This window comes from Streptomyces flavofungini (assembly GCF_014650815.1).
Taxonomy (GTDB): domain Bacteria; phylum Actinomycetota; class Actinomycetes; order Streptomycetales; family Streptomycetaceae; genus Streptomyces; species Streptomyces flavofungini.
In genome coordinates, this window is sequence record NZ_BMVR01000013.1 from 177,307 (window position 1) to 190,059 (window position 12,753).

Here is a 12,753-nt window from a genome sequence, read left to right on the forward strand (position 1 = left end):
CTGAGGGGGTCCTTAACGGGAGCATAAGGATCGCCATCACCCGGTCCCAGCAGGGGATTTCGGGGTGTGCGGGGGCTAGCTTGCTGATCGCCGCGGGGTTCGCGCCCCGCCCGCCGCGGGGTTCGCGCCCCGTCGCCCCCACCTGTACGCCGCCCTAGGAGAGATCCCCCATGACCGCTGCTCGCAAGGTCGTCGCCATCGCCATCGCGGGTGTCGCCCCGCTCGCCCTGACCGTGTTCGCCGCGGGGCCCGCCGCCGCGCACGGTTCGATGACGGACCCGGTGAGCCGGGTGGCCGGGTGCTTCCAGGAAGGCCCGGAGGCGCCCAGGTCGGCGGCGTGCAAGGCGGTCGTGGCGGCCGGGGGGACGCAGGCCCTGTACGACTGGAACGGGGTGAACATCGCCAACGCGGCGGGCGAGTCGAAGGAGATCATCCCGGACGGGAAGCTGTGCAGCGCCGGGAACGACAAGTTCAAGGGCCTCGACCTGCCGCGCGCCGACTGGCCCGCGTCCAAGCTGGCCGCCGGTGCCCACACCTTCCGCTACAAGGCGACCGCCCCGCACCGCGGTTCCTTCGAGCTGTACGTCACCAAGGACTCGTACAACCCGAGGAAGCCGCTGAAGTGGTCGGACCTGGAGGCGAAGCCCTTTGCGAAGGTGACCGACCCGAAGCTGGTGAACGGCGAGTACGTGTTCAGCGGCAAGGTCCCGGCCAAGACCGGGCGGCACCTCGTCTACTCGATCTGGCAGCGCTCCGACTCCCCCGAGGCGTTCTACACCTGCTCCGACGTGGTGTTCGGCAAGGGCAGCGGCGGCGCGGCCGCCGGTGCCGCGCCCTCCGCGCCCTCGGAGAAGGAGATAGCGGACGGCGCGGACAAGTCCTCCGTCGAGCACCGCGGCCATGGCGACAACGACGCGAAGACCGGCGCCAAGGTCACCGAGGCCGAGCCCGCCGGGGACTCCGGCAAGGACAGCGGCGATGCCGCGGCGGCCGCGCCCGGCGGCTCCGGCTCCGGGAACCAGCCCGAGGTGAAGGGCGCCGCGGGCGAGCCCGTCGCCGCCGACGAGAACCTCGCCGAGACCGGCGGCGACAGCACCACCCCGTACCTCGCGATCGGCGGCGCCGCGGTGCTCGCGGCCGGCGCGGCCACGATGTTCGCGACGACCCGCCGCCGCGCGGCCGCCGGCGGCCGGCAAGGCCGCTGACCGAGTCCTCCCGGCCGCGTGTGAGTCGTCCGCGGCCAGGGAGAGGTGCGGGCCGCCGCCACCCCGGACGCGGGGCGGCGGCGGCCCTGCGCGCGCCATGAAGAACGACGACCGACTACGCCTACGACAGGCAGGTCGTCGGCGTCGCGTGCGCCGGGTCGAGCGCGTTCGCCACCTCGTGGTGGGCGACCCGGTCCAGGATGCCCACCGCCACGTGCTCGGAGAGGTCCACCGGGCAGAGGTCCTGCACGACGACGTTGCGCACGTCGGGTCCGGTCAGGAACTGCGAGCGGTACGGCGTGACGACCTCGTCGTACTTGGTGGCGATCACGGTGTAGCGCACGCCGGGCACGGTGTCACCGCCCGCGTTCAGCTTGGTGAGGAACGTCGACCCGGCGATCTGGTCGGCGAGTCCGGGCGTTGCCGCCGACAACAGGTCCTGCACGCCCGGGAAGTAGGGCAGCAGCCTGGTCAGGCCGAGCAGGGTCGTGCCGTGGTTGTCGGGGCCGAGACCGATCAGGGCGTTCACCTTCTCGGCGCCGCCGAGGAACTTCAGGTAGTAGCGGGGCATCATGCCGCCCTGCGAGTGCCCGACGATGTCGACCTCCTTGGCGCCCGTCGCCTTGAGCACCTTGTCGACGTAACCGTCGAGCTGTTCGGCCGACTTGTCGATCGGGCCGAGCCCGTGGAAGAACGGCACGTTCGGCAGCTGGCCGTAGTCCAGCGAGAAGACGCAGTAGCCGCGGTTGACCAAGTAGGGCGCGAGGACGAGCCAGTTGTCCACGGAGTTGCCGAAGGTGCCGTGGGCGAGGACGACCGGGCGGGGGTGGGCGGCGGACGGTGTGCAGCCGTAGTCGTTCCAGCCGCTCGACACGGCAGCGGCGGAGGTACGGGAGGCGGGGGCTTCGGCGGCCGTGGCGGTGGGGGTGAGGGTGGCGGCGCCCGCGACGATCAGGGCGGCGGTGAGCGCGCGCAGCGCTCGTCTCCAGGGCAGCATCGGGTGATCTCCTTGCGACTCAAGGCAGTGCGAGGACTGGGTAACGATCGCCCTGTGACCCGGGACACGAGATTGACGTGGTCACGCTAAATTACGAGCCGGTAGTGCAAGTGTGAAGTTACGCGCGGGTAAAAAATCCAGCGCCGCTCACGCGTCCGCCACCCGCAGCCCGTTCAGCTCCGCCAGCGCCGGCGCCAGCTCCATCAGCTGCAGCACGCTGATCGTCGCCCCGCGCAGCGCGTCGAGGCCGGAGGCGATGCCGAGGGCCGCCGCCCCGCTCAGGTCGGCCCGGTCCACGGTGACGTTGTCGAAGCGGACGCGCTCCAGCGTCGTACCGGGAAAGACGACCCCCTTGAGGCGCGCGCCGCCGAAGTCGACGTCGCGCAGCAGGCAGTCCACGAAGGTGACATCGCGCAGCTCGGCCGCGCGCAGGTTGACCGAGTCGAACTTGCAGCGGTGGAACACCATCCGACGCAGGCGCGCGCCGTACAGCTCGACCCCGGCGAGCAGCCCCGCGCCCGACTCGCAGTCCGTCCACTGGGTCTCGGCCAGGTCGGCGCCGACCCAGCGGGTCTGGTGGGTCCAGACGTCGGTGAAGCGGGCCCGGCGGTAGCGCCCACCCTCGACGGCCACGGAGGAGAGGGCGCACTCCAGGAAGGTGGTGCCGCCGCCGTCCAGATCGACGAAGTCGTCCCCGTCGAAGTGCACGGACTCGTGGTCGCCCTCGCGCCCCAGCTCCCCCGCGAACACGTCGAGCCGGTGGGCGTACGGGAGGTCGGCGAGGTCACGGGGGGCAGGGGTGGCGGGGCGCGGGGTCGCGGGCATGGCGAGTCCTCTCCGAGGGGGAGATGCGGGGGCGGGATGCCGTCGTTGTATCGCGCCCGGGCGGGGGCGGCCCAATCGGGCGGCGCCGGACGCCCGCCGCCGACGCCCGAGCCATCGCGGCGGGACGCCTTCGAGGAGCCGCAGAGAATCGCCATAAAACCCCCATTCAGGATGTGATCTGCGTCACCAAAGGCGACCCGTCCAAGGCCGCACCACCCCAACTCACTTCAGAACAAGGTGAGTTGAGGCCACAGCGACGCTCCCGCCCGACCCCGCCCCGGTTCCCTCAAACCGATCCTGCGCTCCCCGCGCCCTACGCCGCCAACGCCCCCGGCACGATCGCCCCCGGCCCGAACTTCGCCCGGGCCCGGTCGGCCACCGCCTCGATGCGGCGGGCCCGCTCGTCCAGGGGGTCGAAGGTGAGCTGGTAGGAGGCCTGCTCGGCGGGGTCGAGGCCCTCGGCGCGCAGGGTGATCGCCCGGACCCGGGCGCGCTGGAGGCCGAGCGCCTCGTACATGCCGTACGCCGCCTTCGTCAGCGCCGCCGAGTGCGCGGTCGGCTCCTTCAGGGACCGGCTGCGGGTGGTCGCGGAGCGGTCGGCGTAGCGGACGGTGAGGGTCAGGGTGCGGCAGACCTTGTCGAGGGCGCGCAGCCGGGTGCCCAGTTCCTCGGCGGCCGAGAGCAGTGCGCGGCGATGCCGGTCGGGGTCCAGCTCGTCGTGGGGGAAGGCGCGTTCGGTGGCCAGGGAGCGGGAGACGGCGTTCGGGACCACCCGGCCGCGGTCGACGCCGTTCGCCTTCTCGTGCAGCTCGCGGCCCGCCTTCGTGCCGACCAGGCGCTGGAGCGTGGACAGGGGCGCGGCGGCGACCCGGCCGAGGGTGTCGAGGCCGTACTCGCACAGGGTGCGGGCGGTCCTGGAGCCGACGCCGGGGAGCGCGGCGACGGGCTGGTCGGCGAGGAACTCCGCCGCGGCGTCCCCGGGCACCGCGCGGGTCACCCCGGGCCGGGCCTCGCGCAGCGCCATGCGGGCGAGCATCGGCCCCGGGCCCGCGCCGATCACGCAGTCGACGCCGTACCGGGCGAGGGCCCGGACCCGGATCACCGGCGCGAGGTCGGCGGCGCCGCGCCCGAAGTACCGCTCGGCGCCCCGCAGATCGGCGAGGGCGCCGTCCGGTGGCAGCGCCTCGACGACCGGGGTGAACTCCTCCAGGAGCCCGAGCAGCCCCGGCAGGGCCGCCTCGTACATCGGCGGCAGCTGGAAACGTACGCAGAGGATGGTCATCCCGCACTCCCCGGACTCTGGTGCCACAACTTCCGCCCCGTGGCGGCCCGTTCGCCGGGCGGCTGGAGATCGGCCCACGGATGCATCTCGTACCCGGTCTCCATCCGGATGCGCCGCCCGTGCACCGGGTCGGCCCCGGCGGGGGGCTCCCCCGGCTCGGCCAGGCGCGGCGCCACCGCGTCGAGGCCGCCCTCGCGGCGCAGCTCCACAAGATCCGCGAGGTTCCAGGCCGCCGCGCCGACGACGCTGAGGCTGCGCGGCCCGCGCCGCTGGACCACGCCGCGGACGAGCAGCAGCCAGGAGTGGAAGACGGTGTGCGCGCAGGCGTCGTGGCTGTCGTCGAAGAAGGCGAGGTCGACCAGGCCGGTGCCGTCGTCGAGGGTGGTGAAGATGACGCGTTTGCCGGAGCGGATCGGCGGGGTCTGGGTGGCGGCCCTGGCGCCCGCGACCAGGACGGTGTCGCCGTGGCGCGCGGTGCGCAGGCGGCGCGCGGAGACCACGCCCAGCTCGTCGAGGAAGGCCTGGTGATCGTCCATCAGGTTCCGGGACGCGTCCATGGAGAGCACGCCCAGTTCGGCGCTGAGGCGCTCCGCGTCGTCGAGGTCGGGCAGTCCGGCGGGGGCGGTCCGGTGGCCGCCGGGGAGCGGGAGCTGGGGGCCGCGCGCGCCGCGGGCGCCGCGCTGCAGCTCCGTCAGGTGCAGTTGCAGGTCGCGGCGGTTGGCGCCGAACGCGTCGAGCGCGCCGACCTGCGCGAGGCGGGCGGCGAGCGGGCGGCTCGGCCGGGCCCGCTCCCAGAAGTCGAGCAGGGAGGTGTAGGGCTGTCCGGCCGCGACGCGCTCGGCCTCCGCGGCGCTGATGCCGTGCACGTCGGACAGCGCGAGCCGCACGCCCCACGCCCCCGAATCGGACTCCAGTTCGATGCGATGGGCGACCGCGGACCGGTTCACGTCCAGCGGAAGCACCGGCACCCCGCGCCGCCGCGCGTCCGCGAGCAGCAGCCGCTTGGGGTACATGCCGGGGTCGTGGGTGAGCAGCCCCGCGTAGAAGGCCGCCGGGTGGTGGGCCTTCAGCCACGCGGACTGGTACGTCGGCACGGCGAAGGCCACGGCGTGCGCCTTGCAGAAGCCGTACGAACCGAAGGCCTCGACGATCTCCCAGGTGCGCGCGATCGTTTCCGCGGAGTACCCCTTCGCGGCCGCCGCCTGTGCGAACCAGAAGCGGATGCGGCCCTGCGACTCGGGGTCGGACAGCCCGCGCCGCACCCGGTCCGCCTCGTCGCGCCCGCAGCCGGTCATGAGGTGCACGATGTCGATGATCTGCTCGTGGAAGACGACGACTCCGTACGTCTCCCGCAGCGGCTCCGCCAGGTCGGGGTGCGGGTAGCGGATCGGGGCGCGGCCGTGCCGGGCCTCGATGAACGGCCGCACCATGTCGGCGGCGACGGGCCCCGGACGGAACAGCGAGATGTCCACCACCAGGTCGTGGAAGTCCGCGGGCTGCAGGCGCCCCACCAGGTCGCGCTGGCCCGGCGACTCGATCTGGAAGCAGCCGAGCGTCTCGGCGGAGCGGATCAGTCGATACGTCGACGAGTCGTCCGGCGGGATCGCGTCCAGGTCGAGCGGGGTGCCCGTGGCCCGCTCGACCTCCGCGGCGGCGTGCGCCATCGCCGACTGCATCCGCACACCCAGGACGTCGAGCTTGAGCAGGCCGAGGTCCTCGACGTCCTCCTTGTCGAACTGGGACATGGGCAGGCCCTCGCCGCTGGTGGGCATGACGGGGGTGCGGGCGAGCAGGGACGCGTCGGAGAGCAGCACGCCGCACGGGTGCATGGCGACACCGCGGGGCAGCGCGTCGAGCCCTTCGACCAGCTCCCAGAGCTTGCCGTGTTCCTCCGCCTCGGCCGCTATCCCGCGCAGTTCGGGCAGCTCCTCCATGGCGGCCCGGGCGTCGCGGGCGCGGATGTGCGGGAAGGCCTTGGCGATCCGGTCGATGTCGGCGGGGTCCATGGACAGGGCGGCGCCCACGTCCCGGATCGCGTGCCGGACCCGGTACGTCTCCGGCATCGCGACGGTCGCCACCCGCTCCGCGCCGAAGCGGCCGATGATCGCGCGGTAGACCTCCAGGCGGCGCGCGGACTCCACGTCGATGTCGATGTCCGGCAGGACCCGCCGCCGCGTGGACAGGAACCGCTCCATGAGCAGACCGTGCTCGACCGGGTCGGCGTGCGCGATGCCGAGCAGATGGTTGACCAGGGATCCGGCGCCGGAGCCGCGTGCCGCGACCCGGATGCCCAGGTCCCGTACGTCGTCCACGACTTGGGCGACCGTCAGGAAGTAGGAGGCGTACCCGTGGTGGGCGACGATGTCCAGCTCGTGGTGCACCCGCTCCCAGTACGTCCGGGCGTCCGGGCGGCGGTCGTAGCCGCGCAGGACCATCCCGGCCGCGGCCCGCGAGGCGAGGACGCGCTGCGCGGTGCGCCGCCCGGCGCCGACCAGGCCCGGCTCGGGGAAGCGCACCGAGCCGATGCCGATGTCGTCCTGCGGGTCGACCAGGCACTCGGCGGCGGCCGCCCGCGTCTGTTCGAGCAGGCGGTACGCGGTGTCGCGGCGGAACCCCGCGGCCTCCACGATCCGCTCGGCGACGGCCAGCATGGCGGCCTCGCCCTTCAGCCACCGCTCACCGCTGTCGTGGGGCCCGGCCGGGGCGATGGGCACCAGGCGGCGGGCGGCGTCGAGGACGTCGGCGACGGGGCCCTGGCCGGGGTCGGCGTAGCGGACGGCGTTGGTGAGGACGGGGCGCAGACGCTGTTCGGCGGCGAAGCCGACGGTGCGGGCGGCCAGGCGCAGGGAGCCCGGCCCTGTGCCCGTGCGGCCGTGCCAGACGGCTTCGAGGCGCAGCGCGTCGCCGTACCGCTCGCGCCAGGGCGCCAGGAGGCGGGCGGCGCGGTCGGGGCGGCCGGCGGCGAGCGCGCGGCCGACGTCGGACGCGGGGCCGAGCAGCACGGTCAGGCCGTCGCCGCGGCAGTCCTCCCAGGGCAGCACGGGCGGGCCTTCGCCGCTCCGGTGCGCGGCGCTGACCAGACGGCACAGCTCGGCCCAGGCGGTGGCGCCGTCCCGGGCGAGGAAGGTCACCCGCGGGGTCGACTCGTCGATGAAGGCACCGCCGCGCACCGGGGTCCGACGGCGCGCGCCCCGCCCGCCCCGCTCCCCCGGCTCCGGCGGGTCCACCGCGAGGTCCGCCCCGAACAGCGGCCGCACCCCGGCCTTCTCACAGGCCTTGGCGAACCGGACCGCGCCCGCGAGGGTGTCCCGGTCGGTGAGCGCGAGCGCGTCCATGCCCCGCTCCTCGGCGCGCCCGGCGAGCCGCTCCGGGTGCGAGGCCCCGTACCGCAGGGAGAACCCGGAGACGGTGCGCAGATGCGTGAACCCTGGCACACGCACCTCCTGAACCTTCCGCTCTCTCGTCCCCGCCACCACCATAGACCAGATTTCGAACCAACGTTCGATAGCAGGTTCCGGACGGCCCCCGCGCGGGTTCTTGGGCCGGTCATGGACGCGTTCCGGACGCGTCCCGTCATCCGTTCGGCCCACCCCGCCTGCGTGACCCCCGGGCGCCTCGGAGCGTGGGGGCATGACCTTCGCCGACGAGTTGAAGAGCGCCGTCACCCCGCGAGCAGCCCTGCTCGTCGTCGGGGTGCTGGCCCTCCAGCTGCTGTTCATCGCCTCCTACGTGGGCGCGCTGCACCACCCGAAGCCGAAGGACGTGGCCTTCGGAGTGGTCGCCCCCGGCGCCGCGGCCGTGCAGACCAAGGACAAGCTGGCGAAGCTGCCCGGTGAACCGCTGGACCCGCGCGTGGTCAAGGACGAGGCGGCGGCGCGCAGGCAGATCATGGACCGGAAGATCGACGGCGCCCTGATCGTCGACCCCCGGGGCACCACCGACACCCTCCTGGTCGCCTCCGGCGGCGGCAAGGCCCTCGCCAACGCCCTGGAGCTGATCGCCGTCAAGGCCGACGGCGCCGAGAAGCGCGCCGTGAAGACGGTCGACGTGGCCGCCGCCTCACCCCAGGACTTCAACGGCCTCTCGTCGTTCTACCTGGTCGTCGGCTGGTGCGTGGGCGGCTACCTGTGCGCCTCGATCATGTCGATCAGCGCGGGCTCGAAGGTGGCCAACCCGCAGCGCGCGGCGATCCGGCTCGGCGCCATGGCCCTGCTCTCCCTCGCGGGCGGCCTCGGCGGCGCCCTCATCATCGGCCCGATCCTGGGCGCCCTGCCCGGCTCGATCATGGCCCTGTGGGGCCTCGGCGCCCTCGTCACCTTCGCGGTCGGCGCGTTCACGCTCGCCCTGGAGGCCATCACCGGCGTGGTCGGCATCGGCCTGGCGGTGCTGGTCATCGTGGTGGCGGGCAACCCCAGCGCGGGCGGCGCCTTCCCGCTGCCGATGCTGCCCCCGTTCTGGGAGGCGATCGGCCCGGCGCTGCCCCCGGGCGCCGGTACGTGGGTGGCCCGCTCCATCGCGTACTTCCAGGGCAACGCGGTGACGGGCCCGCTCCTGGTACTCGCGGCGTGGGCGGTGGCGGGGACGGCGGTCACCTTGCTGGTGGCGGTGCGCAGGACACGCGGCCAGGAGGCGGCCGGGCGAGCGGACACCAGCCCGTCCGGCGTTTGACCTGACTGTCAGACCCCTCTGCAAGCCTGAACGACATGATCCGCACACTCGCCGTCGAAAACTACCGCTCCCTGCGCAAACTGATCGTCCCCCTGGACCGCCTGAACGTCATCACCGGCGCCAACGGCACCGGCAAGTCCAGCCTGTACAGAGCCCTCCGCCTGCTGGCGGACGCCGGACGCGGCGGCGCGGTCGCCGCCCTGGCCCGAGAGGGCGGCCTGCAATCCGCGCTGTGGGCGGGCGAGGCCAGGGCGGAAGCGGCGGGCATGCGCCTGGGCTTCGCGGGCGACGAGTTCGGATACGCGGTCGACTTCGGGCACCCCATCCCGACGTCGGGCGTCGGCGCGGCCCCGTCGCTGTTCAACCTGGACCCGGAGATCAAGCGCGAGTGCACCTGGGCGGGCCCGGTGCTCCGCCCCGCGGCGCTGCTGTGCGACCGCGGGGGCCCCGCGGTGCGCACGCGGACGGCGGACGGCGGCTGGCACCGTACGCAGGGCCTGCGGCCGTACGACAGCATGCTGAGCGAACTGGCGGACCCGCAGCTCGCCCCCGACCTGCTCCGGCTGCGTGAGCTGATCCGCTCCTGGCGGTTCTACGACCACGTCCGTACCGACGCCGAGGCCCCGGCCCGCGCGGCCCGCATCGGCACCCGCACCCCGGTGCTCGGCCACGACGGCGCCGACCTGGCCGCCGCCCTGCAGACGATCCGCGAGATCGGCGACACCGAGGCGCTGGACGCGGCCGTGGACGACGCGTTCCCGGGCACGCGGGTACGGGTCGAGGACAACGCCGGACGGTTCGAGGTGCAACTGCACCAACAGGGGCTGACCCGCCCCCTCGGCGCGGCGGAGCTGTCCGACGGCACCCTGCGCTACCTGCTGTGGGCCGCCGCCCTCCTCACTCCCCGGCCCCCCTCGCTCCTGGTCCTGAACGAGCCCGAGACCAGCCTCCACCCCGACCTCCTCCGCCCCCTCGCGGACCTGATCCTGCACGCGACCAAGGACACCCAGATCGTCCTGGTCACCCACGCCGACCCGCTGGCGGAAGCGGTCTCCAAGGGCGCGCGCCGCCACCGCGTGGACGTCAACTCCATAGAACTGCGGAAGCAGTCGGGCGAAACAACGGTGGCGGGCCGCGAGAGCCTGCTCGACGAGCCGCTCTGGTACTGGCCCAAACGGTGACGCACCGCTCGGCACGCGGCTTCCCCATCGGCCTCCGGAGTTCCGCATCCGGCCATTCCCGTCCCTCCGGAAAGGCCCGACCGGCGTGACCCACTCCACTTCCGCGACCCCTGATCGCACATTTCGGCTATCGGGGAAACTTCCTCCGATTCCGCTGATTCCACTCCTTCCCGCCGGTCACGCGTGGTGCACCACACCCCAACCGACCGTGAGGGATCATCGCTTCACGCCACTACACACAGTTTTCAACCAACGACTCAAAGTCAGCGCTCGATGTGCTTTCGCTGTCGCCTTCGGCAAGACTCCGGTCCGTTCCGTTCGTTATTCGCAGAAACAAGCAAGGGAGTGTTCGAAATGCGGTACATCTCTGGGGGGATCGCGCTGGGCGCAGCTCTGGCGCTCGGCGGCCTGGCCACCGCGGCCACCGCCGCGCCCACGCCCACGACCACCGCCGCGCCCGCCGCCGCGAGTGGCTTCGCGCCCTCCGAGCTGGTGCTCACCGTCGGCTTCGGCGACAAGGCCGCCGACGCCTCGATCCAGCGAGCCGTGACCCTCGGCTGTTCCTCCGGCGGCGTCGGCAGCCACCCCGACGCGCCCGGCGCCTGCGACCAACTCCGCTCGGTGGGCGGCAAGTTCGACAAGGTGACCAAGGCTCCGTCGAACGCCGTCTGCACCAAGGAGTGGAAGCCGATCGTGGTGACGGCGCAGGGCGTCTGGGAAGGCCGCCGGGTCTCGTACGAGCACACCTTCGCCAACGCTTGCGCGATGACGGCGGGTCAGGGCCAGGTCTTCAACTTCTGAGCCAGCCCCGCAGCGCGGCCTGGGCGACGGCCTGGAAACGGGTGTCGGCGCCCAGTTCGTCGAGCAGACGGATGACGCGGCGTCGTCGCGGTGTGCACGTGCACACCGCGACGACGCGCGATCACCTCGTCCTTGAAGCCGCCCGCGAGCAGCCCGAGCAGATCCCGGTGCTCGTCGGAGAGGCGCGGCCCAGCGCCGCCGAGCGGCAGCGCCCGCTCCCACAGCGCCCGGTCGACCGGCGGCCCGAGCAGCCGGGTCCGGCCGGGGAGCGCGAGCCCCTCGCGGGCAAGCACCACCCGCACGGTGACCCCGCGCTCCAGCAGGGCCGCGATGCCGGTGCCGGGGTCCGCGCCCGCGACCGCCCACGGGTTGAGGTAGGGCGGCCGGTCGAGGATCAGTACTTCCCTCTCGGCGCGGGCGAGCAGTTGGTCCACGCGCCGCACGATGGCGCCGGGACCGCTCGGCGATCTCGTCGGCCTGGCACCGCAGCCGCTCCGGCTCCGCCGCCTGGGCGCGCAGTTCCGCCTGTCTTCGACGGATCAGGGAGGGGATCCAGAATTCTTCAATGCGCCTTATTGATTCCCCCGTGAAATGCCTGTGGGCCCCGGAAACCAAAAGGTTTCCGGGGCCCACAGGGTCGTACTCGAACGAGGCGTCAGCCGATTTCCGCCCCGAAGGCCTCAAGGGCCTCGGGCACCGGCTGGAAGAACGTCTCGCCGCCGGAGCTGCAGTCACCGCTGCCGCCGGAGGTCAGGCCGAGCGCCGTGTCGCCCGCGAACAGCGCGCCGCCGCTGTCGCCGGGCTCGGCGCACACATCGGTCTGGATGAGGCCGTTCACGATGTCGCCGTTGCCGTAGTTCACGGTGGCGTCCAGGCCCGTGACCTTGCCGTCGTGCAGCTGCGTGGTGGAACCGCTGCGCTGCACCTCCTGGCCGACGGTCGCGTCCCCGGCCTTGGTGATCTTCTGCGTGCTGCCGTTGTAGAGGTTCACCTCGCTCGGGTGCGCGGTGTCGCCGGAGTACTTGACGATGCCGTAGTCGTTGTCGGGGAAGCTGGAGCCCACGTTCTCGCCGATGGCGGGGCCGCCCTGCTCCTCGGACCAGCTCTTGACGGCTTCGGTGCAGTGACCCGCGGTCAGGAAGTGCGGGGCACCGTCCTTGACCACGTTGAAGCCGAGCGAGCAGCGGCTGCTGCCGCCGAAGATGGCGTCGCCACCGGCGATGAAGGGCTTGAACTCTCCCTTGGAGTGCTTCAGTTCGGCCTTCTCGCCGAGGCCCTCGACGACCGAGCTGAGCTTCTTCAGGTCGGCGCCCTTGACCGTGCGGTCCACGGTGACGACGACCTTGTTGGTGGCCGGGTCGGTGGCCCACGAGCTGCCGGGGACCGAGGCCTTGTCGGTGAGCGTGGTGCGGGCGCTCTTGAGCTCGGCGAGGGAGTTCTCGACGAGTCTGGCCTTGGCACCGGCCGACTCGACGGCGTCCTTGGCGTTGTCGTCGAGGACGTTCACGACGAGGTTCCTGGCCTGGGCGTCGTAGTACGTCCCGGCGGCGTCGGAGCCCAGCTCCTTGTGCAGCGAGGAGGCGAGGTTTCCGGCCTTCGCGATGGAGAGCGTGTCCGGCTTGGGGGTGGGGGTGTCCTCACTCGCGTTCGCAGTCTGGAAGGTGACGGCCGCGCCGATCAGAGCGACGACACCCGCGCCTGCCATGGCGGCACGGCGCTTGGGTATGCGGCGGTGCTTCAACTCGCGTCCTCCTGTGGGGGGTCGGTCCGCTCCGGTGTGGGGACCTCGGCGGC

10 protein-coding genes are annotated in these 12,753 nt (G+C 73.0%); 4 read left to right on the forward strand and 6 right to left on the reverse strand.

Going from position 1 to position 12,753, the window contains the following annotated elements; all coding sequences use genetic code 11:
* The first annotated feature begins 170 nt into the window (after positions 1 to 170).
* The gene (locus tag IE274_RS30020; RefSeq protein WP_190119058.1) at positions 171 to 1,205 is read left to right on the forward strand and encodes a lytic polysaccharide monooxygenase auxiliary activity family 9 protein; all 1,035 of its coding nucleotides are present in this window, start codon (positions 171 to 173) and stop codon (positions 1,203 to 1,205) included.
* 121 nt (positions 1,206 to 1,326) lie between these two features.
* On the opposite strand, the gene IE274_RS30025 is transcribed toward IE274_RS30020, so the two are convergent.
* From IE274_RS30025 to IE274_RS30040, 4 genes are all read right to left on the reverse strand, one after another.
* The gene (locus tag IE274_RS30025; RefSeq protein WP_190119059.1) at positions 1,327 to 2,202 is read right to left on the reverse strand and encodes an esterase/lipase family protein; all 876 of its coding nucleotides are present in this window, start codon (positions 2,200 to 2,202) and stop codon (positions 1,327 to 1,329) included.
* Between the two features lie 147 nt (positions 2,203 to 2,349).
* Positions 2,350 to 3,027 carry a pentapeptide repeat-containing protein gene (locus IE274_RS30030; RefSeq protein WP_190119060.1) on the reverse strand — a complete coding sequence of 226 codons (678 nt, stop codon included), beginning with the start codon at positions 3,025 to 3,027 and terminating at the stop codon, positions 2,350 to 2,352.
* 313 nt (positions 3,028 to 3,340) lie between these two features.
* Positions 3,341 to 4,309, reverse strand: a complete 969-nt coding sequence (locus IE274_RS30035; RefSeq protein ID WP_190119061.1) for a DNA polymerase Y family protein — start codon at positions 4,307 to 4,309, stop codon at positions 3,341 to 3,343.
* On the reverse strand, positions 4,306 to 7,743 hold the full coding sequence (locus IE274_RS30040; RefSeq protein WP_190119062.1) for a DNA polymerase III subunit alpha: 3,438 nt from the start codon (positions 7,741 to 7,743) through the stop codon (positions 4,306 to 4,308). Before IE274_RS30040 ends, IE274_RS30035 begins: the two co-directional genes overlap by 4 nt.
* A 196-nt stretch (positions 7,744 to 7,939) precedes the next feature.
* On the opposite strand from IE274_RS30040, the gene IE274_RS30045 reads away from it, so the two are divergent.
* From IE274_RS30045 to IE274_RS30055, 3 genes are all read left to right on the forward strand, one after another.
* A complete protein-coding gene (locus tag IE274_RS30045) occupies positions 7,940 to 8,977 on the forward strand; it encodes an ABC-2 transporter permease (RefSeq protein ID WP_190119063.1) in 1,038 nt (345 codons plus the stop codon).
* 35 nt (positions 8,978 to 9,012) lie between these two features.
* Positions 9,013 to 10,158, forward strand: coding sequence for an AAA family ATPase (locus IE274_RS30050; protein ID WP_190119064.1), 1,146 nt, complete (start codon positions 9,013 to 9,015; stop codon positions 10,156 to 10,158).
* A 354-nt stretch (positions 10,159 to 10,512) separates the two neighbouring features.
* The gene (locus IE274_RS30055) at positions 10,513 to 10,959 is read left to right on the forward strand and encodes a subtilase-type protease inhibitor (protein ID WP_190119065.1); all 447 of its coding nucleotides are present in this window, start codon (positions 10,513 to 10,515) and stop codon (positions 10,957 to 10,959) included.
* Here IE274_RS30055 and IE274_RS30060 read toward each other — a convergent pair.
* The gene (locus IE274_RS30060; protein WP_190119066.1) at positions 10,935 to 11,393 is read right to left on the reverse strand and encodes a hypothetical protein; all 459 of its coding nucleotides are present in this window, start codon (positions 11,391 to 11,393) and stop codon (positions 10,935 to 10,937) included. The two genes, IE274_RS30055 and IE274_RS30060, sit on opposite strands and share 25 nt — an antisense overlap.
* Before the next feature lie 221 nt (positions 11,394 to 11,614).
* The gene (locus IE274_RS30065) at positions 11,615 to 12,700 is read right to left on the reverse strand and encodes a S1 family peptidase (protein ID WP_190119067.1); all 1,086 of its coding nucleotides are present in this window, start codon (positions 12,698 to 12,700) and stop codon (positions 11,615 to 11,617) included.
* Between the last annotated feature and the right edge of the window lie 53 nt (positions 12,701 to 12,753).